Consider the following 24,404-nt stretch of genomic DNA (forward strand, 5'->3'; position numbering starts at 1 on the left):
CGCGCAACGACGGCGAGAGGAGCCTGACCCGCTTTTCCGGACACCAACTTTGAGGCGATGATCGTCTCGGAAGGAGTCCGTGAGATGCCTGCTGCCCACCCGCCGGAGTTCCGGCGTCGAGCCCTGGATCTTCTCGCCCAGGGAAACCCTGTGGAGATCGAGATCCTCAAGCGCGCGAGCGCGTATTTCGCCAGGGAGAGCGTGCTCCCAAAATAGGGTTCCGGCTGGTCCAGGAGCTCGCCGCGGACGGGATCCCCGTCGCGGTGGCCTGCCGGTCCCTGAACGTCTCGAAGTCTGGCTATTACGAATGGGCCGGTCGGGCGCTCTCGGTGCGTGCGGTCGCGGATGCTGAGCTGACGACCACGATTCGTCGGATCCACGCCGACTCACGCCAGACCTATGGTGCCCCGCGGGTGCTCGCCGAGCTGCGGCTCGGACTTGGCATTCGAGTCGGCCGGAAACGCGTCGCCCGGTTGATGCGGCTGGGCGGGCTGGTGGGCGTTTCGCACCGTCGGAAGCGGCGCGGCTGGAAGCCAGACACTGCCACCCATGAGGACCTCGCGAAGCGGCAGTTCCGCGCTGATGCCCCGAACCGGCTCTGGTTCTGTGACATTACACAGCATCGCGCGAACGACGGGTGGGTCTACTGCGCCGCCGTGATCGACGCGTACTCGCGGCGGATCGTTGGGTGGTCGATCTCCGGCCGGATGACCGCGGAGATCGTCGTCGATGCGCTCGAGATGGCCCGCTGGCGACGACGGCCCGAACCGGGAACCGTGGTCCACGCAGACCGAGGAGCGCAATACACTAGCTGGCTCTTCGGGCACCGGCTCCGCCAAGCGGGGCTCCTCGGATCGATGGGTCGAGTCGCGTCATCCGTCGACAACGCGCTCGTCGAGAGCTTCTGGTCAACGATGCTACGCGAGCTCCTCGACCGGTCGACCTGGACCTCGAAAACGCAACTGGCATCGGCGATGTTCGAGTGGTTGATCCGCTTCCGCTACGCGGGCGATCAGGACTTCCTCGACCCCGACATCGTCGCTCACGCTCCCGGCATCGGCGAAGATGGCGTCGCCCGCTACCGCGACGCCATCGCCAGGCAGGATCTCGGCGACTACGGGCGATACCCGCTGCAGCGCCTCGCGGTGCTCGCCCGCGATGAGCAGGAGATCGTCGTCGCGCACGGAGGCGAACCGGGCAATGCCGCGATGGCGTTCCGCATTGTCGAGGACCTCACCGAGGCCGGGCTGCATGAGGCCGCGCTGCGATACCCGCACATTGGGCTCGCGCTGCCGGTGAACTTCCGCACGTCCCGCCTCGCCGACTTCGTCGTGCAGCACGAGCTCGAGGCGGGCAACACCGAGGCCGCGCGAGAGCTGCGGCGACGTCAACTGACGGTGCAGCCCGGTTCGTTCGCCTTCGATGCGCTGCGCTCCATCGCGAAGGACCTGGGAGTGTGGGATGCGGAGCAAGACCCGGCAGAGGCGGTGTTGCGGGCGCGTCATCCGATCGACTTCCTCGGGCACCTCCTGCACGAGGGTCGCGACGACGAAGCGTGGGGCTTTGCGCTCGCCAACCCCGATGCTGCAACCGGCGGGCAGTGCTGGGGTGAGCTGTGCGCACGACGTGCGCGCACGCATCCGGCCGACACGTTGCCGATCTACCGCGAGCTGGTCACCTCGATGCTCGAAGTGGCCGATCGCCGCAACTTCACGCTCGCCGCGCGCCAACTCGTCGCGATGCGCGAGGCTGCACGCAAGGCGCGCCAGGAGCGGGTGTTCGACGAGTTCTTTGCGGCCACTGCTGAGGCGAACCGGCGCCGCCCGACCTGCGTCCAAGCCTTCGGTGACGCGCAGCTCTCGTAGTCCGGACCGACAGGCCCGAGTCGCTGGGGTCAGAGCGCCGCGGCGCCCGCCTCTGCCACGGCCTGGTCCTGCTCGCCCGAGCCGCCGCTGACGCCGATCGCGCCGACGACCTGGCCGTCGCGGGTCAGTGGGATGCCGCCGGCGAAGATGGCGACCTTGCCGCCGTTGGTGTTCTGGATGCCGAAGAACTGCTGCCCTGGCTGCGAGTTGTCGCCCAGGTCCTACGTCGAGATGTCGAAGGCGCGCGAGGTCCACGCCTTGCTGATGGAGATGTCGACGCTGCCGACCCAGGCGCCGCCCTGCCGCACGTGCGCGACCAGGTTGCCTCCCGCATCCACGACCGCGACGTTCATCGGCTGGCCGATCTCGTCGGCCTTGGCCTCGGCGGCGGCGATCACGCGGCGGGCGTCCTCAAGCTTGACGGTCATGCTGGCTCCTCTCGTCGGTGCGCCGTCAGGCGCGCCTCCACACTCGCAGACGAGCGGATGGGACTACCTGTGTGTCGTCGTGCGTCACGACGAGAGAGTGCGCCTTGTGCAGCGTCAGTAAGCGCGAGCTTCGACGAGCTCAACGCCCGCGCCGCGCGCAGACGAGAGCTGCAGCGCCATGTCAGCGCGCAGTGACGAGATGTCGGTTGCAGCGGTGATGAAGGTGAAGCCCTGCTCGGCACGGCGGGCAGCCTGGGCGCCGTCGGCGCAGTGCACGCCGGCGATCTTCCCGCGCTTGGCTGCGGCCGTCGCGATCCGCTCGAGCTCCGCATCCAGGCGAGGCAGGATCGCGTCCTCGAACGGCACGCGAGCACCCAGCGCCAGCGAGAGGTCGTACGGGCCGACGTACACGCCGTCCACCCCGTCGACGTCCAGGATCGACTCCAGGTGGGCCAGACCATCCGCGGTCTCGATCATGACCAGCACCGTGACTGCCGCATCCGTCTCACTCGGGGTGGTGCCGAAGTGCGAGCCCAGCCGCATGGGCCCGTAGGAGCGCACGCCGCCCGAGGTGGGGTAGCGGGCCGCACGGGCTGCCTCGCCGGCTTCAGCCGCCGAGTTCACGAGGGGCACGATCACGCCGTGCGCGCCGGCGTCGAGCACGCGCCCGATCTCGGCCGCGGAGTTCGTCGAGACCCGCGCGAACGGAGTCGCACCGCCCGCCGAGACCGCGAGCAGCGCACGCACCTGCGCGTCGTAGCCGAGCAGACCGTGCTGCCCGTCCACGCAGACGTAGTCGAAGCCGGATCGAGCGATCTGCTCCGTGCCGACGGGTGAATCCAGGGTGACCCAGGCACCCACGCGGGGTGCCCGGGCCAGCCCGGTGAGCGACTGCTCAGACATCGAGCTCCTCGTTGTGGCGCACCTTGACGAACGACACCGCGATGAACGACACGAGCGCGCAGGCCACCACGAACAGCGCGACGGGGATCCAGCTGCCGCCGAAGCCGGCCAGCAGCGCGGTCGCGATCAGCGGGGCGGGGCCGCCGACGAGGGCCGCACCGATCTGGTAGCCGAGCGAGGCACCCGTGTACCGGATCTCGGGGGCGAAGTTCTCAGCCAGCACCGTGCCGATGAGCGAGCCGTAGATCGGCCAGACGATCGCGAACGAGACGATCAGCGCCGTGCCGGCGAGCCACAGGTTGCCGCTCGAGAGCATCGCCAGGTACGGGAAGATGAAGATCGCCACCGCCACCGAGCCGCCGAGGAACACCTTCTTGCGGCCGATCCTGTCGGAGAGGCCACCGAAGAACAGCATGCCGCCGATGCCGATGATCGAGCCGACGAGCACGAAGCCGAGGATGGCGCCGAAGTCGTAGCCGAGGCCGGTGGCGTACGACAGCGAGAAGGTCGCGAAGATGAAGAACGTGCTCGTCTCGACGAACTTCGCGCCGGTCGAGATCAGCACCTCGCGCCAGTAGTGCTTGAGCACCGTCGCGATCGGCAGCTTCTGCTTCGTGCCTTCCGCCTGCACCTTGCGGAACGACGGGGTCTCGTCGATGCGTGCGCGGATCCACAGGCCCACGACGAGCAGTACGCCCGAGAGCAGGAACGGGATTCGCCAGCCGAACGACTCGAACTGCTCCTCGGGGAAGACGGCGCGCGAGGCAATGGTCACGATGTTGCCGAGCGCGAGGCCGGCGAGGGCACCGATCTGCGGCACCGAGCCGTAGAAGCCGCGCTTGTTCTTCGGCGCGTACTCGACGGCCAGCAGCAGGCCGCCGCCCCACTCGCCGCCGAGCGCGAGGCCCTGGACGAGGCGCAGGAGCGTCAGGAGGATCGGCGCCGCGACACCGATGGCGGCGTAGTCAGGCAGCACACCCATGAGCATCGTCGCGACACCCATGAGGGTCAGCGTGATGACCAGGGTCTTCTTGCGGCCGATGCGGTCACCGACGTGGCTGAAGATGACGCCGCCGAGCGGACGCACCACGAACGCGAGTGCGAACGAGGCGAAGGCGAGCATCGAGCTCACCACCGGGTCCTCGCTCGGGAAGAAGTGCAGGTTGAAGATGGCGGTCGCCATCGTGCCGTACAGGAAGTAGTCGTACCACTCGATGGTGGATCCGACAGCGCTGCCCATGAGGGCCCGGCGGCGATCCTTGGCGCTGACGTCGATGGTCGTCGGCGCCGACGAGGGCTTCTCGTCGATGGTGTCGGTCATGCTGTCTCCTTTGAAAGCAGAGCGGATGCGTTGCGTGCAGCCGCGAGGGTTGGTGTCAGGGAACGAGGATGGGGCGCCCCACGGCGCCGGTGCGGAGGTGCTCGATGGCAGCATTGGCCTCCGAGAGCGGGAAGCGCTGGTCGAGCAGCTGGTCGAGCGGGAGTCGCCCGGCCTTGTAGAGGCGCAGCAGCTCCGGCAGCTGCACTGGCGTGTTCGATGAGCCGTAGAGCGCGCCGACGAGCTTGCGGTCGCCCTGCACGAGCAGGTTGATGGGGATGGACAGCTCCTCGCCGACAGCGCCCAGGCCGACGACGATCTCGGTGCCGCCGGGGCGCAGCGCCTCGAACCCGGCGCGGATGGTCGCCGGACGGCCGATGGCCTCCATCACGTAGTGCGCGCCGCCGTCGGTGAGCTCGAGCACGCGAGCGGTGAAGTCCTCGCTCGATGAGTCGATCGTGTGGGTCGCACCGAGCTCGCGGGCCTTCTCGAGGCGCGAGGCGACGATGTCGGAGACGATGATCTGCGCGGCGCCGACGAGCTTGGCCGCGATCACGGCAGAGAGGCCCACGCCGCCGGCGCCGATGATGGCGACCGTCTTTCCCGTGAGGTCGGGCATGCCGTTAAGCACGGTGCCCATGCCGGTGATGACGGCGCAGCCCATGATGGCGGCGATCTCGGAGGGGATCTCGGGGTCGATCGCGATGACCGACTCGTGCGAGACGACCGCGCGCTCGGCGAACACGGAGTCGCCCATCAGGTGGTGGTAGCGCACGCCGTCCTTGCTCAGGCGCGTGCCGCCGCGCAGCAGCTCGTTGGTCTGGCCGTGCACCTTGCCGAGATCGCAGAGCGCCGGGGTGCCCGTGAGGCAGTACTCGCAGGTGCCGCAGCGGGGGCGCCACATGAGCACGACCTTGTCGCCCGGCGAGACGTTGGTCACGCCGTCGCCGATCTCCTCGACGATGCCCGCGCCTTCGTGGCCGAGCACGATGGGCGTGCGGGCGTTCAGGCCGCCGGTCATGTAGTGCACATCGCTGTGGCAGACGCCGGCCGCCTCGATCCGCACGCGCACCTCACCGTGCCCTGGCTGGTCGAGGTCGAGCTCCTCGAGCACGAGAGGGGAACCCGTCTCATGCATGACCATCGCCTTCATCGCAGGCGCCTCCTCGTTGATCGGTCGTGGTGCCATCCGGATCGTGCGGGACGCAGAGCCCGCAGCGCTCGGCTGCGGGCGATGTCGGATGACGAGCGTCAGCGTAAGACCAGCGTCGGCGCGATCGACAACTACGGTTCCGATGAACGGAACGGTCAGAGCGAGCTGAAGGCAGAGTTCGCGCGGATGCGTCGGCTGAGTCCGAGCGCGGTGATGCGCACGGCGGTGGCGTGCTGGAGCACGTCGATGCGGCCGGCGGGCCCGGTGACGGAGATGGCTGCGATCGGGGTGCCGTCGGCTCGCAGCAGCGGGCTCGCCACGCACTCGACGCCGGGGTTCGATTCCTCGATCTCGTGCGAGTAGCCGGTGGCGCGCACCTGCGCGAGCTGCCTGCGGAATGCCGCCTCGTCCTCGACCGTGCCCGGCCCGAGCTTCTCGAACGCGGCAGGGATGGCCTGCTGCACGATCTCCTCGGTCGAGTGCGCGAGCACGGCCTTGCCACCGGCGGTCGCGTAGGCAGGAACTCGGCCGCCGACGCGCGAGCGGATCACCATGTCGGCGTCGCGCCCGCGCAGGATATCGACGTACACCTGGTCGGCGCCCTTCAAGACGCTGAGCTGCACGGTGATGCCGGTCGCCTGTCGCAGGTCGGCCATCGCGGCGAGCGCAAGCTGTCGCAGCTCCTTCGAGCGCTGCGCCAGCTCACCCAGCTCGAACAGGCGGATGCCGACTCGCACGCCGTTGTCCGCACGCTCCAGGAAGTCGACTGCGACCAGCTCGCTCACGATGCGCGAGGTGACCGACTTCGCGAGGCCCGCCTCCCGAGCGATGTCATTCACGCCGAGCACGGGCCGCTCGCCGCTGAAGACGCCCAGCACGGCCGCCACACGCCCGATCATCGATCGCGGAGTGTTCCGCTCATCGGAACTCATGGCGGCAGTCTACCCCCAGGTGTGGAATCAATGGAGGTGCTGCGGCGATGCTGCCGCACGCCCGAACACTGCAGGAGGACCCGATGACTGAGAACGCGACGCCCACCCTCACGACTGACCAGCTGGTCTCCCGTGTCGCTGCCGCATCCGCCGTCTGGGCTGCCACCCCGTATGCGGAGCGTGCGCGGGTGATCCGCGCGATCGCGGATGCGTTGGATGCCGCGGGTGCCGAGCTGATCGCGATCGCGCAGGAGGAGACGGCGCTGGCCGAGGGCCGACTGCAGGGCGAGCTGAAGCGCACGACATTCCAGCTGCGCATCTTCGCGGACGAAATCGAGCGTGGCGCATGCTTCGACGTGCGTATCGACCGGCCGGACGCGGAGTGGCCGATGGGTGCCCCCCGTCCTGACCTGCGCCGCATGCTGATCCCGATCGGCCCGGTGCTGAACTTCGCAGCCAGCAACTTCCCGTTCGCTTTCTCGGTCGCCGGTGGCGACACCGCGGCGGCGCTCGCTGCGGGCAATGCGGTGCTGGTGAAGGCGCACTCGGGCCACCCGCGACTGTCGGATGCGACGGCACGGGTCGTGCAGGAGGCGGCGGTCGCCGCGGGTGCGCCGGAGGGTCTGCTCGAGGTCGTGCACGGCACCGAGAACGGTGTCGAGGCGCTCAAGCATCCGTTGATCAAGGCGGCGTCGTTCACGGGCTCGATCCCGGCTGGCCGCGCACTGTTCGACATCGCGAACGCGCGGCCGGAGCCGATCCCCTTCTATGGCGAGCTCGGCAGCGTCAACCCGGCGTTCGTCGCGCCGGCTGCTGCGGCGGCCCGTCCGGTGGAGATCGCGGAGGGCTACCTGGCTTCGATCACCGGCAGCCAGGGGCAGCTGTGCACGAAGCCGGGCGTGTTGTTCGTGCCTGAGGGCTCGCCCGTGATCGACGCGCTGCTCGACGCGGCGGTGCCGGGCCCTGCACCGCTGCTGAACGACCGCATCGCGAGCGGCTTCGTCGCCACCCTCGAGTCGGTGGCCGAGCATGGCGCGGTGTCGGTGCTGCGCGAGGGCGCGGCCAGCCGCACGGCCGAGCCCGAGGCGACGCTGCTGCAGACGACGGCGGACGCGGTGCTGGCCGACCCGGAGGGCCTGATCACAGAGGTCTTCGGTCCGGTCGGGCTCGTCGTCACGTACGCCGACCCGGCCGAGCTCGCGCCGATCGCGCGGAGCCTCGAGGGCCAGTTGACTGCGACGATCGTCGCCGACGAGGTGGAGGGCGACCTCGAGCTCGCCCGCACCCTGGTGCCTGCGCTGGCCGACAGGGCCGGCCGCGTGCTCTGGAACCAGTGGCCCACGGGAGTCTCGGTCACCTATGCGCAGCAGCACGGCGGCCCGTACCCGGCCACCACGGCCTCAGGCACGACCGCCGTCGGCACCGCGTCGATCACGCGCTTCCTACGCCCGGTCGCGTTCCAGAACTTCCCCGACGCGCTCCTGCCTGAGGCGCTCCGCGACGGCAACCCGCTGGGCCTGCCGCAGTCGATCGACGGTTGACGAGATCGACGCGCGACTGACGCGACGTGTCATACGGCTCGGAAGCGCTCCTGACCGGCCGCTGTGCGATGACGGTGGTGGTAGCTGAAGGTCGCCGCATGTCGCGCCGTCTGCGCTTGGCGGCCCATCGTTGCCGAATCCTGCCAGCCAACCCGGATGGGTCTGCCGCATCGGTAGGCGACATCTGAGTTGGGTTGCCCGGGAGACATATGTCGCGAGACATCACATTGGTGGACCTGAGGGGACTCGAACCCCTGACCCCCTGATGCCGGTTCAATTCTCGTGATGCGCTAAAGGAGCGGCTGGCGCTTCATTGCCGAGGTCGGCGCGCGCCCGTGTCGGGGAAGCCGCGCCCTCCGCGAGGAGCTCCGTCAGCGGTCATGTCCCACATCGCGCCGACGGTCGTCGCGGCGCAGCTCTATGCGTCCACGAACGAGCTCCCTGTAGACGCTCAGATCGCCGAGACGCCCAGGCACTCCATCTGCCGCCGCAACCTCCATCGGGTTCGAGCGGATCACGCCCTCGCCGACCGCAAAGTCGAGAAGCAACTGGATCGCGTCCCGCGAGGAGGCGGCGGCCTCCTCTGATGCGGCCCGCTGAGCAGCCAAGTGATGTTCGATCCAGTCCGCGGTGATCTCGCCGATCGTCAAATCGCCGAACGCCGGCGTGAGCTGCGTTCGAACCAGCCGTTCACACCGCGCGTATGTAGCCTCGCTCACATCAGAGAGCCACGCGAGGTCGCCGAGCCACATATAGGCGAGTTCGTCGAAGGGGTCGTCGGGAGTGAGATAACGCCAGGCATCGAGCTCCGACAGCCGGAGTCGCTCCGCGATTCGGAGTTCCAGCCGTGCGCGGGCGTCCGTCGCGTTGTCTGCGGTGGCTGTGACTCGGTGGAGTTCTCCATCCCACAGCCGTAGTCGCGCGATGGCGCATGTGCGCCCAGTGCCGACGGAGCGTGTGGTGATCGTGCCGTGTGTGCCGAATTCGAGCGGCGGTCGCCCTGTTCGCATGTTGCACCTTCCCTGCCTGTCAGGATCCGAGAACTTCGTCGAGGATGTCGATCGTGATCGGGTCGACTTCGACGGTGCGGACGACGTAGCTCGCGCGCGTGATCTGCTCGTTCGCGTGGCCGAGCAGCCGCGAAGCGAGTCTGATTCCGGCGGGGCGCTCGACGAATGTCGCCGTCGTGCGTCGATACAGGTGTGTCGTGAAGTCGTCCACATCGACACCCCGGGTGGTGAGAGCCGCAGCGTTGTCGTCGACGAACGTGCGCAGCAGCGGCTCGTAGTTGCTCACAATCATGCGTTGTCAGTTCTCCCTCTTCGCGGCCTTTCATGCGTCAATGCCCGCGAACACCTCATCGAGCGCGTCGGCCGCGATTTCGACAATGAGGTCGGGGCGCTTCGCGTAGTGGCCTTCGGTGATCGCCGCGTCACTTTGCCCGAGCAGATCGCGTGCGACCTCGACGCCGGCCGTGTTCGATACCGCCGCGGCGACGGCCTTGCGGAGGCTGCGGAAGGTGAGGTACTCGGCGTCGACCCCGATAGCCAAGAGTTCCGGCTTGAACTCGCGGCGGAACATCCGTAGCAGCTCGCCGACTGCGCTGGGGTCGCGCGGACGGCCGCGCTCGGTGATGAACAGCACGTCGTCGGGATTCCGTTCGGGATCGGGAACGTGGCTGGCGACGAGCTCGCTCAGCACCTTGGCGGCGAACTTCGGAACGCGAACCCAACTTCTGCCGCTCCGCCTTGGGCGAGTCCTGGCGGAACAGGCCGCGGGACTTCGTGCGAACCATCGTCCCCCCGACCCAGACGAGCGCCTCCATCGTGAGGCTTCCATCCGGCTGCTCCACCGCCTCGAACCGCACGTCCTGGAACCGGATCGCAATCGGCTCCGCTGTTCTCTCGGAAGTGCCGAGCGTGATGAGGATGTAGTCGGCGAGCAGCTTGTAGTTGGGCCGGCGGCCCACCGGATACCGCGCCCGGTGTCGCTCCGGCCACACGTCGCGGATGAGGCGGAGGATGTACTTGACCTGCACCGCGTCAAGTTCGAAGTACACCGTGTTCGGCTCATCCGCTCGCCGGGTCGCACGGATGGGGTTCGCCACGACGACCGCTCCGTACCGTGTCTGCTGGATCGACCCGGCAGCCGAGAAATGTCCCTGCTGGATCGCCCAATCGAACATGAGCGACATCACGTTACGAACCTTGTTCGCGGTCGTCACCGACTTCTCCCGTGCGATGTCCATGAGCAGCCCGTCGGCGCGATCAGCGGTGATGTCGGCGATACGGATGGCTCCGGCGCGCGGGGTGACATGCGCTCGGACCACCGATGCGTAGCCATCGACGGTCTGCTCGCGGCGTTGGCGCAGCACTCGCGGGTCGTCGTCGTGATACGCCGTCTTCAGCCACGCCGTCGCCAACTCCGCGACGGTCATGAGCTGCGTGCGTCGTGCCAGGACTCGACCCACGGCAACATCGGCCGCTTCCTGCAATGCGGCCAGCGCCTCGGCTTCGATCGCTCCGCTGCCGCTCGGACGACGCTCGCGCCCGTTGCCGTCGTGGACGCGTCCTCGTGCGATGACCAGACCGCTCCCTTCAACGGTGTAGGTCACCTTTCCGAGTTCGCCGAGCGCGCGCTTCGGCCGCGCCATCAGTCGGCCGCCCTATCCATCGGAGCCACGATCCGCCCTGCGATGAACGCCTCGATATCCTCATCGCGGTAGCGGACGTTGTGCGCCGAGAGTGCGACGAACGGCAATCCGAGACCTCGGCTGCGCGCGCTCCGTCCGCCAGTCAGCGAGCGTCCTGATGGGGATGCCCGTATAGTCGGCAAGCTCCTGGGCAGTCCAGAGGCGGGGGCGGTCGGCGCTCATATTAAACAGGTAGGCGGCACCTCCCGTGGACCCCCAGGAAGACCCGTAGGACGGCCAAGAATCGGCAAGACGGACAGGTTCTCGGACAGCCGCAGCAGCGACCCACCCCATGCTCAGCATCGCACTTCCCTGAGTTACAAGGGAGTACGATCCTGTGGAACACCCTCCGAATCTCAGATCCTAAAGCCGAGCTGTACTACAGCGTCTGATCCGAGCCGCACGAGGCCCCGTCACCTTCCGAGGTGGCGGGGCCTCCGCCGTCGCGCGGACTGCAACGCCGCGCCGACACAGCGGGTGACCGCAGCGGTCTCAGCGCGGCGTCGCGGTGTCAGCGCGGCGTCGCGGTGTCAGCGCGGCGTCGCGGTGTCAGCGCGGCGTCGCGGTGTCAGCCGTAGAAGAGGCGGTCGAAGACGCGGCGCGCGCGGCGCGCCGTGCCGAGCCAGTCCTGCTCCACCTGCGTGGCGCTGTGCGGCGGGTACTCCAGGATCCGGCCGATGCCGTCGAGCAGGCGACGGTCGGTGGGCAGGACGTCGCTGGTCTGACCCGACAGCAGCGTGTTGGCCGACCGCAGGCGCGCCGCGAGCAGCCACGCGGCGCGCAGGCGGGAGGCGTCCTCCTCCCCCACGAGGTCGGCCTCGACGGCGGCCTGGAGGGCGTCCAGGGTCGACGTGGTGCGCAGCCCCGGCACCGCGTGCGCGTGCTGCAGCTGCAGGAGCTGCACGAGCCACTCGACGTCGCTCAGCCCGCCCGGGCCGAGCTTGAGATGCCGGGTCGGGTCGACGCGGTGCGGCAGCCGCTCGGTCTCCACGCGCGCCTTGATCCGCTTGATCTCGCGCAGGGCCTGCTGCTCGGCGCGCTCCGGGTAGCGCACGTCGTCGGCGAGCTCCGTGAACGCCGCGATCAGCTTCACCGACCCCGCGACGCCCCGCGCACGCAGCAGCGCCTGCGCCTCCCAGGACAGGGACCAGCGCCGGTAGTACGCGGCATAGGCGTCCAGCGACCGGACGATCGGGCCCTTGCGTCCCTCGGGGCGCAGGTCGGCGTCGAGGTCGAGCGGCAGGCGGAAGTCCTCCGACACGCGGCGCACCTCGGCGACGATCTTGAGCGCGAGCGCCTCGGCGCGGTGCGGCTCGACGTCCTCGGGACGGTACACGTACAGCACGTCGGCGTCGGATCCGAAGCCGAGCTCGGCGCCGCCGAACCGGCCCATGCCGATGATCGCGAAGTCCAGGCCCGCGTCCTCGGGCGGCACGATCTCGCGGCGGACCGCGCGGAGGGTCGCCTGCAGCGTCACCTCCGTGATCGTGGTGAGCGCATGGCTCAGCTGGTCGATCGTCGTCACGCCGAGCACGGCGCCCATCGCGGTGCGCAGCATCTCGCGGCGGCGCAGGGCCCGCACCGAGCGCATGGCGTCCTCGATCGTCGCGTGGCGGGTCTGGATGGCGCGCGCCTCCTCCTCGAGGGAGGCGCCCGGTCGCGGCAGCAGCTGATCGTCGCTGTCGAGCCACGCGACCGACTCGGGGATCCACTCCATGAGCTCGCCGACGTACCGCGAGGCCGACAGGAGCCGCGTCAGGCGCTCGGCCGCGCCCGACGAGTCGCGCAGCATCCGGAGGAACCACGGCGTGTCCCCCAGTCGCTCGCTGATCCGGCGGAACGCCACCAGCCCGTAGTCCGGATCCGCGCCGTCCGCGAACATCCGGAGCATGACGGGCATGAGGTGCTTCTGGATGGTCGCCTTGCGGCTGAGGCCGCTGGTCACCGCGCCGATGTGGCGCAGCGCGACGGCGGGCTCGCGGAAGCCGATCGCCGCGAGGCGGTCGCGCGCCTGCTCCGTGGTCAGGCTGCCCTCGTCCTCCGGAAGGCGCGCCACGGCCCCCAGCAGGGGCCGGTAGAACAGGCGCACGTGCACCTCGCGCACCTCGCGCTTGACGTCCTCCCACACCGTCTGGATGCCGTCGGCCGAGTCGGCGAGACCGGTGGCCCGCGCGAGCGCACGCAGGCCCTCCTCCGTGCGCGGCATCAGGTGCGTGCGCGTGAGCCCGGCGAGCTGCAGGCGGTGCTCCAGGAGGCGCAGCGTGCGGTAGTCGCGCGCGAACACGGCGGCCTCGGCGCGGCCGATGTAGCCGCCGGCCTCGAGCGCGTCGATCGCGGGAAGCGTGCCCCGGTGGCGCACCGACTCGTCCGTGCGGCCGTGCACGAGCTGCAGCAGCTGCACCGCGAACTCGATGTCGCGGATGCCGCCCGGGCCGAGCTTGACCTGCAACGGCACGTCGGCTGGCGGGATGTGCTCCATGACGCGCTCGCGCATCCGCTGGACGCTGTCGACGAAGTCCTCCCGGCCGGCGCTCGCCCACACCTTCGGCTGGGTGGCGGCGACGTACGCCTCACCCAGCTCGTGATCGCCCGCGAGCGGGCGCGCCTTGAGGAGCGCCTGGAACTCCCAGCTCTTGGCCCACCGGTCGTAATACGCGATGTGCGACTCCAGCGTGCGCACGAGCGCGCCCTGCTTGCCCTCGGGGCGCAGGTTCGGGTCCACCTCCCACAGCGGCGGCTCGGCCTCGATGCCGTCGATCCCCCGCATGGTCTGGATGGCCAGGCGCGTCGCGATGTCGATCGCGCGCCCCTCGGTGAGCTCGGAGCCGTCCGCGGGCTCGCCCACGAAGATGACGTCGACGTCGCTGACGTAGTTCAGCTCCCGGGCGCCCGACTTGCCCATGCCGATGATCACGAGGCGCGTGCGCGCCACGTCGTCACGCGGGAATCCGCCGCCGAAGCCCCCCGCGGCCGCGGACACCTTGGTGCGCGCGATCGCGAGCGACGCCTCGAGCGCCGCGCCCGCGGCATCCGCCAGCGCCGCCGTCACGACGTCGACCACGCTCACGGGCTCCGGATGCATGAGGTCGTACGCCGCGATGCCCGCCAGCTGCGCGCGGTACGCGACGCGCAGGCTCACCCAGGCTGCGTCGTCGCCCGAGGACGCGAAGCCGTCGTCGTCGGCGCCGACCGCCTCGAGGAGCGCGGAGCGCAGCGCCTCGCGGGAGGGCAGCTGCATGCCCGCCGACGGCAGCTCGGCCAGGCGATCGGGCCGGCGCAGGTAGAAGTCCGCGAAGCCCCGTGAGGCGCCGAGGAGCCGCCACGCGACCTCGCGTCCCCGCGGGTGCGCGAGCACGTCGCGCACGCTCTCCGCCCGCCGGCGGGCGATCCGCACCAGCCCCGCGAGTGCCTCATCCGGATCGGCCGCGCGCGCAGCGTCCGTCAGCAGAGCGTCGCGTTCGAGCCCGACGAGCCCGCCCAGCTCGGCGAGCTGCGTCTCGGCCTCGTCGAGGTGCGCGAAGCCGAGGCGCGCGAGATCCGTGAGGAACGACGTGCGGTCGCGGCTGCTCATGCGCGCCGATTCAGATGATGTCGAGGCTGTGACTCAGCTCGAACTGCGTGACCTGCGCGCGGTACTGCTCGAACTCGCGGCGCTTGTTGCTGAGCACGTAGCTGAAGACCTGCTCGCCGAGCGTCTCGGCGACCAGCTCGCTCTCCTCCATGTGCTCGATCGCGTCGTCGAGGCTGGCCGGCAGCGGCTGGTAGCCGAGCGCACGGCGCTCCCCCGGCGTGAGGGCCCACACGTTGTCCTCGGCCTCGGCGGGCAGCTCGTAGCCCTCCTCGATTCCCTTCAGGCCCGCCGCCAGCATGAGGGCGTAGGCCAGGTACGGGTTGGCGGCGGAGTCGACGCCGCGGTGCTCGATGCGCGCCGACTGGCTCTTGCCCGGCTTGTACAGCGGCACGCGCACGAGCGCCGAGCGGTTGTTGTGACCCCAGGTCACGTAGCTCGGCGCCTCGTCGCCGCCCCACAGGCGCTTGTACGAGTTGACGAACTGGTTGGTGACGGCGGCGATCTCGTTCGCGTGGCGCAGCAGGCCCGCGATGAAGCGACGTCCGGTCTGCGAGAGCTGGTACTGCGCGCCCTCCTCGTAGAAGGCGTTGACGTCGCCCTCGAACAGCGACATGTGCGTGTGCATGCCGCTGCCCGGCTGGCCGGCGAGGGGCTTGGGCATGAACGTGGCGTGCACGCCCTGCTCGATCGCCACCTCCTTGACCACGGTGCGGAAGGTCATGATGTTGTCCGCCATGGTCAGGCCGTCGGCGTAGCGCAGATCGATCTCGTTCTGGCCAGGGCCGCCCTCGTGGTGGCTGTACTCCACCGAGATGCCGAGGTCCTCGAGCATCCGCACCGAGCGGCGGCGGAAGTCGTGCGCCGTGCCGCCGGGGACGTTGTCGAAGTAGCCCGCGTGGTCGACCGGCTCCAGGCCGTCGGGGCCGGGCGTGGACGACTTGAACAGGTAGAACTCGATCTCGGGGTGCGTGTAGAACGTGAAGCCCGCGTCCGCGGCCTTGGCGAGCGTGCGCTTGAGCACGTTGCGCGGATCCGCGACCGCCGGCTGCCCATCGGGGGTGGTGAGGTCGCAGAACATGCGGGCGGTCGGATCGACCTCGCCGCGCCACGGCAGCGTCTGGAAGGTCGTGGGATCCGGGTGGGCGAGCAGGTCGGACTCGTACGTGCGGGTCAGTCCCTCGATCGCGGAGCCGTCGAAGCCGATGCCCTCGCTGAAGGCGCCCTCGACCTCGGCCGGCGCGATCGCGACCGACTTCAGCGTGCCGACCACGTCCGTGAACCACAGACGCACGAACTTGACGCCGCGCTCCTCGATCGTGCGCAGCACGAAGTCCCTCTGCTTGTCCATCGTGTCCCCTCTGGAGGCGATATAGACGGGCGTTCCCGCTCGCCCAGCCTAGTGGTCAGAAGGGACCCGGCCCCGCTCGACACGGCCCCGCCGGGGGTCAGGGCGTGCCCGCGCCCCAGCCGCGCTCGCGCTCCTCGTCCTCGGCCCAGGCCTTGGACCGCGTCTGCAGCAGCTGCGGGGCGTTGCGCGCCTCCTCCGCGGTGTCGAACGGGCCCACGCGATCGATCGCGGGCGACTCGGGCCCGTGCTCGACCTCGCCGGTGCGCATGTTGTACCAGTACTTGCTCTCGATCTCGTCGGGCGTCTCCGAGGTGCTCATGCCCCTGATCCTAGGCACGCGCCCCTCCGCGCCGCAGGGGCTTGCGCTCGAGCGCCCGTGCCGTTCCGGATCAGCGGAACATGGCGCGGACGCGGGCGGCGTCGTCGGCGCGGCGCGCGCGGCGGGCCGCGGGGCGGCGGGGCGTGCGGCGGCTCGAGCCGCCACGGCCGCGAAGGGCGTGCAGCACGCCGACGAGCGCGAGGCCGAGGACGCCTCCCCAGAACAGGAGGGCCTGCACCCACGGCCCGACGACGACGCCCGGCGTGAGGCCCTCGCGGAGCTCGACATCGCCGATCAGGATGCCCGACTGGTCGACGGCCAGCGACGACATCGTCGTTCCGTCGGGCGCGACGATCTGGCTCGTGCCGACCGTCGAGAGGTTGACCACCGACCGTCCGGTCTCGATCGCGCGCATCCGGGCGAACGCCAGCTGCTGCAGGTTCTCGTCGGTGCCGCGGAAGTCGGCGTTGTTGGTCTGGAAGACATACAGCTGGGCGCCCCGGTGAGCGCCCTCGCGGATGATGTCGTCGTAGATCACGTCGAAGCAGATCGCGAGGCCGATGATCGCCTCGCCCACGTCGATCGTCGGCGCGTCCGTGCCGGGCGTGTACTCGCGCCCGATCAGCCCGATGAGATCGGGGACGAGGCCCTCGTAGAACGCGCGGTCCGGCACGTACTCGCCGAACGGCACCGGATGCCACTTGGAGTGCGTCTGCAGCCCGCCCGCGACGTCCGCGCCGTCGGCGGTCCACAGCATGGAGGTGTTGTAGATGAGGTCGTCGCGCACCGAGGCCGCGTTCATCAGGATCGGCGCGTCGAAGGCGCGCGCCGCGGCGGACAGCTCGAGCGCCGTGGTCTGGTCCTGCAGCGGGTCGTACTCGACGCCGCCCTCGGGCCACACGACCACGTCGACCTGCTCCCCGCGCAGCGGCTGGGACGCGTCGAGCTGCGCCTGCAGCACCGAGTACGGCTCGCGGTGGTCGAAGTACGCGGTGGGACCGTCCCCCTGCACGGCGCCGACGGTCAGCGCCCCCGCGCCCGCCGTCTGCCATTGCGGCACCACCAGCAGGACGAGCGCCACGGCCGCGGCCGGGGCGAGCGACGACGGCCGCCACGCGCGCGTGCGCACGATCTCGATCACCGCGGCGCTGAACATCACGATGAGGAACGTCAGCCCGGTCACGCCGATCCACGACGTCACCTGCGCGAGCGGGCTCTCGGACTGGCTCATGCCGATCCGGCCCCAGGCGAACCCGCCGTACGGCCAGGACCCGGTCGCGAGCTCGCGCGCGGTCCACAGCGCCGCGACGAGCGCCGGGAGCCCGACCAGCCGGGCCCACCGGCCCGTCGGGAACCAGCGGTAGGCGAGCGCCATCGGGACGGCGCCGAGGCCCGTGAAGATGGTCTGCAGCCCCGCGAGCGCCACCCAGGGCAGCCAGGCCAGCGGCTGGTCGGCCAGGAACCGCGCCGTCCAGTCGATGTGCGGGAACCAGAACGCGGCGCCGAACGCGAGGCCGGCGAGCAGCGCACCGCCCACGCGACGCCCGATCAGGGACGCGAGAGACAGCGCCACCGCCACCGGGGCGAGCGCCCAGATCCCGAGCGAGGGGAAGGACGCGTCGAGCGCGAGGCCGCCCGCAGCCGCGACGACGAGCGCCGCCCAGAGCGGCAGCGCCGCGCGCCCGTCAGGTCGAGGGCGCCCCCGCTTCGATCGGCTCATACGGAGCTGTACGCCACGATGCCGCGGCGCACCGCGTCGAGCGCGCGACGGGCGGTGCGGGCGAGCTCGCCCTCCGCGACGAGGGACAGCTGGTCGAGCAGATCGATGGTCTGCTTGGCCCAGCGCACGAAGTCGCCCGCGGCCATGTCCGCCTCCACGAGCACGCTGTCGAGCAGCGCGCCGCGCGCCCACATGTGCATGGCAGCCGCGAGCCCCGTCGCGACCGGCTCGGATCCGGGCAGCCGGTGATCCTGCTCCAGGTCGTCGAGACGGGCCCACAGGTCCTCGGTCTCGCTGAGCGCGAGGCGGAAGGCCCCGCGCGGGAGCGACCGCGGGTCGGCCCCGCCGTCGTTTCCGCGCGGCTCGTACACCAGGCAGCAGGCGAGCGCGGCGAGGGACGCCGCGTCGAGGTTCTTCCAGATGCCGGTGCGGAGCGACTCGGCGACCAGCAGGTCGCGCTCGCCGTAGATCCGGCGCATCCGGCGGCCGGCCTCGGTGAGCGTCGCCTCGTCGCCGTCCAGGCGCACGTAGTCGAGCGCGGTGAGCACCTCGATGATGCGGTCGAACACGCGGGCGACCGTGCCCGTGCGGTTCTCGATCTGGCGCCGCGTCTTGTCGGTCTGGCGGCGCAGCTTCCAGTACCGCTCCGCCCAGCGGGCGTGCTGCTCGCGGTCCGGGCAGCGGTGGCAGGGGTGGCGCTGCATGCGCCGGCGCAGCCCGCCGATCTCGCGCTGGCGCTGCTCGCGCGTGCCGCGCGAGGCGCCCGCGTCCTTGCGGTTCAGCTTCTCGAGGTCGCTGAGGTCGCGCCGGATGGCCGAGTACTCGGTGAAGTCGCCGTGCTCGCAGGTCATCGCCTTGGCGTACCCGGCGAGCGACTCCTCGGCGTCCTTCACCTGGCGGGCGAGGCCCACCACCGCCCGGTCGGCCTGGAACTGCGCGAACGACGATTCCAGGATCTGCCGCGCGCGGGCCCGACCGAACTGGTCGATCAGGTTCACGGCCATGTTGTACGTCGGCCGGAAGCTCGAGTTCAGCGGGTAGGTGCGGCGCGAGGCGAGCGCGGCTACGGCCTGCGGGTCCATGCCCTCGGTCCACTGCACGACCGCGTGCCCCTCGACGTCGATGCCGCGCCGGCCCGCGCGCCCCGTGAGCTGCGTGTACTCCCCCGACGTGATCGCGACGCGCGCCTCGCCGTTGAACTTCTCGAGCTTCTCGAGCACGACCGTGCGGGCGGGCATGTTGATGCCCAGCGCGAGCGTCTCGGTCGCGAACACGACCTTCACCAGCTTGCGCTGGAACAGCTCCTCGACGACCTCCTTGAACGCGGGAAGGAGCCCGGCGTGGTGCGCCGCGACGCCGCGCTCGAGGTTCTCGACCCACTCCCAGTAGCCGAGCGCCGCGAGATCCTCGTCCGGGAGCGCCCCGGTGCGCGACGCGACGACGGCACGGATCTCCGCGCGCTCCTCGGCGGTCGTGAGGCGCAGGCCCGACCGGCGCACCTGCTGCACCGCGCCCTCGCACCCGGCACGGCTGAAGATGAAGAAGATCGCCGGCAGCAGGTTCGATCGCTCCAGGAGGTGCACGACCTCCGGGCGGTCGATCCGCTCGAGCCGCCGCGGCGGGCCGGGTCGCTTGAAGCCGGGCTTGGGACGCCTTCCGCCCCCGCCCTTGCGCCGGCCGTCGAAGTAGGCGCTGTTGGCGGCGAAGGCCTGACCGCCGCGGATCCGCATCAGCTCCTGGTTGACCTGCGCGGTCGCCACGCCGGCGCGGTCGTCGAACAGCGGCAGGAGGTCGCCGCGCACCAGCACGTGCTGCTCCAGCGGCACGGGCCGGGTCTCCGACACGATCACCTCGGTGTCGCCCCGCACGGTGTCGAGCCAGTCGCCGAACTCCTCCGCGTTGGACACCGTGGCGCTCAGCGAGACGAGGCGCACGTCGGCGGGGAGGTGGATGATGACCTCCTCCCACACCGCCCCGCGGAAGCGGTCGGCGAGATAGTGGACCTCGTCCATCACGACGTACCGCAGGCCGCGCAGCGCCGGGGAGTCCGCGTACAGCATGTTGCGCAGGACCTCGGTCGTCATCACCAGCACGCGCGCGCCGCCGTTGATGTTGGTGTCGCCCGTGAGGAGGCCGACCTCGTCCTCCCCGTAGACGTCCTGCAGTTCGCGGAACTTCTGGTTCGACAGCGCCTTGATGGGCGTCGTGTAGAACGCCTTCTGGTTCGGCGTCTGCATCGCGAGGTGGACCGCGAACTCGCCCACGATGGTCTTGCCCGCGCCGGTGGGCGCCGCGACGAGCACGCTGCGGCCGTCCTCGAGCGCGTGGCACCCGGCGATCTGGAAGTCGTCGAGCGTGAACCGCTGCGCGTCGGCGAACGCCCGGGTCTGCGGGTGGGCGCGGTCCGCGCGCGCCGCCGCGTAGCGCTCGGCCGGGCTCGGCTCGGTCATGACTCCTCCGCGAGCAGCGCCTTCTCACGCCTGCTCTTGCGGCGGTCGAAGAGCAGCGAGACGCCCGCCGCGGCGAAGTAGAGCACGATCAGCGCGGCCGCGAGCAGCAGCATCGAGGCCACGTCGGCCGCCGGGGTCGCGAGCGCAGCGAAGGCCGTCGCGACGACGATCGCGACGCGCCAGCCCTTGAGGATCTCGCGCGCCGTCAGCACACCCGCGAGGTTCAGCGCGACCAGGAACACGGGCGACACGAACGCGATGCCGATGACCGTCACGGTCTTGAACGCGAAGTCGTAGTACGCGGCGGCCTCGTAGAACTGCGAGGCGAACTGCTGGTCGGGCACGAACGACGACATGAGCAGCAGGATGTGCGGCATGATCAGCACGCCTACATAGCAGCCCGCGAAGAACAGCGGGATCGCGGTGGCCATGAAGCCGATCGTGTACCGCACCTCGCGCCGGGTCAGGCCCGGCATCACGTACGCCCAGATCTGCCACAGCCAGATCGGCGCCGAGAACAGCAGGCCGATCGCGAACGCGATGCGCATGCGCATGTCGAACGCGCTGGACACGCCCGTGTACGTCAGGCGCGTGAAGTCGTCGCCGAGCCGCTCGGCGACCTCCTCGATGGGCCCGAGCAGGAACGCGATGATCGGGTCGGTCACGAAGAACGCGACGACCATGCCGACCACGAGCGCGGCCGCGGCGATCATCAGGCGACGGCGCAGCTCGACCAGGTGCTCCGCGAGCGACATCCGCCGGTCGCGGTACGGCTGGTCGTCCCGCGACGCCGCGGGGTCGATGGCCGTCACCGTCAGGACTTGGGCGGAGTGCCCGGGTCCTCCGCGCCCGGCAGGCGGTCGGTCGGCTCGCCGTTGACGGTGTACCCGCCGGCGGGCCGGTCGGTCGCGGCGCCCGTGGCCTGAGGAGTCTCGTCCTCGGCCTTCATCTGCTTCATCTCGCCCTTGAACACACGGGCAGACTGGCCGATGCTCTTCGCGAGCGCGGGGAGGCGGGCGGCACCGAACAGAAGCAGGATCACGGCGAGCAGGATGAGCAGGTGCCAGCCGTTGAGGTTGCCAAGCATGGGGGATCTCCGTCGTTCGGCGGTACGGGAATGCGGGTTCAGTCTAACCGCGCCCGCCGGGGGGGGCGATCTCAGCCGCGCCGCGTCAGTCGGTCTCGCCGTAGAGCGCGAGCGCCTCGGCCGCCCACTCGGCGGCGGCCCGTCGGGCCGAGGCGGGCTCCAGCACCTCGACGCGGCCGGCGCGGCGCGCGGCGAGCCGCTTCAGGCTGCGCGCGTCCGAGACCCGCAACCGGGCGGTCGTGACCCCGTCGGCCTCGGTCGTCTCGGCGCCCGCGAGGTAGTCGCCCACCAGGGGCGCGAGCGACGACGCGAAGCGCACCACGGCGACCTGGTCGTTCTCGCCCGGCTCGAACAGCCCCGGCACCGGCTCGTGCGCGTGCTCGATCGGGATGTCCGTGAGCGTCGGATCGCGCACGCGCTCCAGCAGGAAGTTCCGCATGGCGCGGCGCAGGTGGCACCACCCCTGCAGGTACCACTGGCCGTCGGTCACGATCACCTTGACCGGGTCCACCGTGCGCGTCGTCGGCTCGGCGTCGGGACGACGGTACGTGAAGGACAGCGCGACCTGCTCGCGCAGCGCCTGCGACACGAGCGTGCGGACCTCATCGACGGGCTCGGGCGCGACGATCACCTCGGCGGGCGTCGACGACGCGCCCCGCGCGAGCTTCGCCAGCAGGCCGGACAGGACCTCGCCCGGCGCGACGCCGGGCAGCGAGCTGGCGAGCCGGAGACCGGCGAGCAGCGCGGCGGCCTCGCGGGCCGTCAGCCGCGGGGCGCGCTCGAGCCCGACGGTCTGGGTGATCTCGATGACGTCGTGCTCGTCGAGCAGGTCCCAGTTGATGTCGAACATCTCGTTCGGCATCTGCAGGTAGTCGCCCTCGCCCGGCATGCCGATGACCGTGAGCTTCTCGACCATCGAGCGCATCGCGTCGGGGGTCACGTCGAACTCGCGCGCCGCTTCGGCGAGCGAGACCTCGCCGCGCTCGATCAGGTACGGCACGAGGGTCAGGAACAGCCGGACCTTGTCCGGCGTGAGCAGGCGGGTCACGCGGCCTCCCCCGGCTCGGGCGTGCGGTGGGCGTCGCGCGCGGCGCGCAGCCGCTCGATCACGACGGTCCGCAGCGACTCCGGCTCCACCACGCGGACCTCGGGCCCGTACGAGGCGAGCTCGTCGGCGAAGATGTGCGCGTCGACGTACGGAACGCGGATGCCCTGCTCGGCGGGCTCGCCGCGGCGCGTCAGCCGCAGCGCGGCCTCGGTCCCGGGGGTGATCTCCACCAGCGCCCGGTTGCGGGCGGCCACGTCCCGCAGCCCCTGCATGGCGCGCTCTCCCGCGCCCTCGCGCAGGGCCGGGTCGAACCCCTCGCCCGTCATCGCCACGTCGCCCACGATGCGCGACAGGAGGAACATCCGCTCGCCGTCGGCGTCGACGTCGTGGGCCGACACGTGCCAGCGGCCCTCGTAGTCGACCAGCGCGAGGGGCCGGACCGTGCGGCGGCGCGGCTTCTCCTCCCCCGGCTTGAGGTAGTCGAAGGAGACCACGCGGCAGGCCTCGATCGCGTCCTGCAGCGGCCCGAACGACGGCTCGCGCACGGTCATCCGGGGCGCGAAGCCGATGATCGGCTCGTCGACCTCGATGCCGAGCGCGCGGATCTTGCGCAGCCCGGTGTGGGCGTCCTTGGACAGCGACCCCTCGCTCCACACCGAGCCCGCGAGGGCCAGGATCGCCAGCTCGGCCGGCGTGAACGCGATGTCGGCGGGCAGGTCGTATTCCGCCTTCGGGATGCGATAGCGCGCCTCGCGCAGGTCCTTGGGGTCAGCGTGGTCGCCGAGCGTCTCGATCGGCACGCCGATCGCGCGCAGGTCGTCCTTGTCGCGCTCGAACATCTTGTCCAGAGCGTCGGCGCGTCCCCCGGACCGCTGCCGGTACCCCGACACGGTCTCGAGGACCTGCTGCTTGGTCAGCCCGATCTCCGTGGCCATGAGGGCCACGATCAGATTGAGCTGGCGCTCTTCCGCCGGGATCTGCTGGGCCACGCACCCATCCTAGGACGGGCCGTCGGCGCCGAGCGCGTGCGCCTCGGCTACTGGGGCGGCGTCTGTCCGGCGGGCAGCGTGCCCAGGATGTCGATCGCGAACACGAGCGTCGAGTTCGCCGGGATGGCGCCCTGCTCCTGGTCGCCGTAGCCCTGGTCCGGCGGGATGACCACGAGCACCTGCGAGCCGACGGTCTGGCCCTTGAGCGCCTCGGCGAAGCCGGGCACGACCTGGTCGGCCGACAGGGCCGCGGGGGCGCCGTTCTCCCAGGTGGAGTCGAACACCTCGCGGTCCGCCCACGTCACGCCGGTGTACTGCACGAGCACGGTCTCGTCCTCGCCCAGGACCGGGCCGTCGCCCTTGATGAGCGTCTGCACGACGGTCTCGGAGGGCGGCGGCGCGTCCGGGACGATGATGCCGGGGCGGCCGTCGGGGGCGCGCACGACCGTGGGCAGGCCCAGGCCGTCGTTGTACTGCGGCGTTCCCGACGCGGCGCGCGGCAGCACCTTGCGCACGTCGACGACCGCGATGAGCGAGCCCTCGGCGGGGAGGCCGGCCTGCGCGTATGCGGCGCGGGTCTCCTCGGTGACGCCGTCCTGCGACATCGCGACGGCGATCCGGGATCCCTCGGTCGCGCACAGCAGGGCGTCCTCGAGCCCGGGGAACTGCTCGGTCCAGCCGGTGAGCGGGCCGACCGCCGAGACGTCGCCGCTGTACGCGGTGCCGATGAGCGCCTGCCCGGTCCGGCCGTCGAACAGCGTGATGTCGAGCACGCCGGGCTGCGCGAGGTCGGTGATGACGGGGCCGTCGCCGCGCTCGATATCGGCGTAGGCGTCCTCGTCGGTCGTGAACGGCGTGAACACGTCCAGCGTGGGCGCCGACTCCAGGGCGCCGGACACCTCGATCAGCGACATGGTCTCCGGGTCGCTGTCGGCGACGCGGTCGCACGTGGCTCCGGCGGTGCCGGCGGGCGCGCAGCCCACCAGGGCGACTCCGACGAGGGCGGCGATCGAGAGGACGGCCGAGGTTCTCCGCATGCC

18 protein-coding genes and 3 pseudogenes are annotated in these 24,404 nt (G+C 70.8%); 2 read left to right on the top strand and 19 right to left on the bottom strand.

The window, feature by feature from the left end:
* Nucleotides 1-194 precede the first annotated feature (194 nt).
* Nucleotides 195-1,865 (top strand): annotated as a pseudogene (locus B5M43_RS00860) (IS3 family transposase); the annotation flags it as partial.
* Between the two features lie 29 nt (nt 1,866-1,894).
* On the opposite strand, the pseudogene B5M43_RS00865 reads toward B5M43_RS00860, so the two are convergent.
* The 5 genes and pseudogenes from B5M43_RS00865 to B5M43_RS00885 all read right to left on the bottom strand — a co-directional run bounded on the left by B5M43_RS00865 (nt 1,895) and on the right by B5M43_RS00885 (nt 6,599).
* Nucleotides 1,895-2,293 (bottom strand): annotated as a pseudogene (locus B5M43_RS00865) (heme-binding protein).
* Between the two features lie 114 nt (nt 2,294-2,407).
* The gene (locus tag B5M43_RS00870) at nt 2,408-3,196 is read right to left on the bottom strand and encodes an HpcH/HpaI aldolase/citrate lyase family protein (RefSeq protein ID WP_134744930.1); all 789 of its coding nucleotides are present in this window, start codon (nt 3,194-3,196) and stop codon (nt 2,408-2,410) included.
* Nucleotides 3,189-4,517: an MFS transporter gene (locus B5M43_RS00875; RefSeq protein WP_134744931.1), complete on the bottom strand. Its 1,329-nt coding sequence runs from the start codon at nt 4,515-4,517 to the stop codon at nt 3,189-3,191. Before B5M43_RS00875 ends, B5M43_RS00870 begins: the two co-directional genes overlap by 8 nt.
* A gap of 55 nt (nt 4,518-4,572) precedes the next feature.
* Entirely contained in the window at nt 4,573-5,652 is a 1,080-nt protein-coding gene (locus tag B5M43_RS00880) for a zinc-binding dehydrogenase (RefSeq protein WP_205829435.1), read from the bottom strand.
* A gap of 170 nt (nt 5,653-5,822) precedes the next feature.
* Nucleotides 5,823-6,599 (bottom strand): IclR family transcriptional regulator, encoded by a 777-nt coding sequence (locus tag B5M43_RS00885; protein WP_134744932.1) that lies wholly within the window; start codon nt 6,597-6,599, stop codon nt 5,823-5,825.
* A gap of 83 nt (nt 6,600-6,682) precedes the next feature.
* Here B5M43_RS00885 and B5M43_RS00890 point away from each other — a divergent pair, with 83 nt between their 5' ends.
* On the top strand, nt 6,683-8,140 hold the full coding sequence (locus B5M43_RS00890) for an aldehyde dehydrogenase (NADP(+)) (protein ID WP_167626735.1): 1,458 nt from the start codon (nt 6,683-6,685) through the stop codon (nt 8,138-8,140).
* 371 nt (nt 8,141-8,511) lie between these two features.
* Here B5M43_RS00890 and B5M43_RS00895 read toward each other — a convergent pair whose 3' ends face one another.
* The 14 genes and pseudogenes from B5M43_RS00895 to B5M43_RS00960 all read right to left on the bottom strand — a co-directional run bounded on the left by B5M43_RS00895 (nt 8,512) and on the right by B5M43_RS00960 (nt 24,401).
* Entirely contained in the window at nt 8,512-9,150 is a 639-nt protein-coding gene (locus B5M43_RS00895; RefSeq protein ID WP_134744934.1) for a hypothetical protein, read from the bottom strand.
* Between the two features lie 19 nt (nt 9,151-9,169).
* A complete protein-coding gene (locus tag B5M43_RS00900; RefSeq protein ID WP_134744935.1) occupies nt 9,170-9,442 on the bottom strand; it encodes a hypothetical protein in 273 nt (90 codons plus the stop codon).
* Between the two features lie 30 nt (nt 9,443-9,472).
* Nucleotides 9,473-9,841, bottom strand: a complete 369-nt coding sequence (locus B5M43_RS00905; protein ID WP_167626736.1) for a hypothetical protein — start codon at nt 9,839-9,841, stop codon at nt 9,473-9,475.
* 511 nt (nt 9,842-10,352) lie between these two features.
* Nucleotides 10,353-10,793 (bottom strand): annotated as a pseudogene (locus B5M43_RS15425) (hypothetical protein); the annotation flags it as partial.
* A 607-nt stretch (nt 10,794-11,400) separates the two neighbouring features.
* The gene (locus tag B5M43_RS00915) at nt 11,401-14,403 is read right to left on the bottom strand and encodes a bifunctional [glutamine synthetase] adenylyltransferase/[glutamine synthetase]-adenylyl-L-tyrosine phosphorylase (RefSeq protein WP_134744937.1); all 3,003 of its coding nucleotides are present in this window, start codon (nt 14,401-14,403) and stop codon (nt 11,401-11,403) included.
* A 10-nt stretch (nt 14,404-14,413) separates the two neighbouring features.
* Nucleotides 14,414-15,751 carry a type I glutamate--ammonia ligase gene (glnA, locus tag B5M43_RS00920; RefSeq protein ID WP_055989292.1) on the bottom strand — a complete coding sequence of 446 codons (1,338 nt, stop codon included), beginning with the start codon at nt 15,749-15,751 and terminating at the stop codon, nt 14,414-14,416.
* Between the two features lie 97 nt (nt 15,752-15,848).
* Nucleotides 15,849-16,070: a hypothetical protein gene (locus tag B5M43_RS00925; RefSeq protein ID WP_055989295.1), complete on the bottom strand. Its 222-nt coding sequence runs from the start codon at nt 16,068-16,070 to the stop codon at nt 15,849-15,851.
* 70 nt (nt 16,071-16,140) lie between these two features.
* A complete protein-coding gene (gene lnt, locus B5M43_RS00930; protein WP_134744938.1) occupies nt 16,141-17,790 on the bottom strand; it encodes an apolipoprotein N-acyltransferase in 1,650 nt (549 codons plus the stop codon).
* Nucleotides 17,787-20,240 carry an RNA helicase gene (locus B5M43_RS00935; RefSeq protein WP_134744939.1) on the bottom strand — a complete coding sequence of 818 codons (2,454 nt, stop codon included), beginning with the start codon at nt 20,238-20,240 and terminating at the stop codon, nt 17,787-17,789. Before B5M43_RS00935 ends, lnt begins: the two co-directional genes overlap by 4 nt.
* The gene (gene tatC / locus B5M43_RS00940) at nt 20,237-21,058 is read right to left on the bottom strand and encodes a twin-arginine translocase subunit TatC (protein ID WP_374198146.1); all 822 of its coding nucleotides are present in this window, start codon (nt 21,056-21,058) and stop codon (nt 20,237-20,239) included. The genes B5M43_RS00935 and tatC overlap by 4 nt, the downstream gene beginning before the upstream one ends.
* Nucleotides 21,055-21,327 carry a twin-arginine translocase TatA/TatE family subunit gene (gene tatA, locus B5M43_RS00945; RefSeq protein ID WP_082542995.1) on the bottom strand — a complete coding sequence of 91 codons (273 nt, stop codon included), beginning with the start codon at nt 21,325-21,327 and terminating at the stop codon, nt 21,055-21,057. Before tatA ends, tatC begins: the two co-directional genes overlap by 4 nt.
* A gap of 85 nt (nt 21,328-21,412) precedes the next feature.
* Nucleotides 21,413-22,375 carry a YafY family protein gene (locus B5M43_RS00950; RefSeq protein ID WP_134744940.1) on the bottom strand — a complete coding sequence of 321 codons (963 nt, stop codon included), beginning with the start codon at nt 22,373-22,375 and terminating at the stop codon, nt 21,413-21,415.
* Nucleotides 22,372-23,364 carry a YafY family protein gene (locus B5M43_RS00955; protein WP_230667485.1) on the bottom strand — a complete coding sequence of 331 codons (993 nt, stop codon included), beginning with the start codon at nt 23,362-23,364 and terminating at the stop codon, nt 22,372-22,374. The genes B5M43_RS00950 and B5M43_RS00955 overlap by 4 nt, the downstream gene beginning before the upstream one ends.
* 47 nt (nt 23,365-23,411) lie before the next feature.
* The gene (locus B5M43_RS00960; protein ID WP_134744941.1) at nt 23,412-24,401 is read right to left on the bottom strand and encodes an FKBP-type peptidyl-prolyl cis-trans isomerase; all 990 of its coding nucleotides are present in this window, start codon (nt 24,399-24,401) and stop codon (nt 23,412-23,414) included.
* Nucleotides 24,402-24,404 lie beyond the last annotated feature (3 nt).

Source organism: Microbacterium sp. MEC084, assembly GCF_004514465.2.
Classification (GTDB): Bacteria; Actinomycetota; Actinomycetes; order Actinomycetales; family Microbacteriaceae; genus Microbacterium.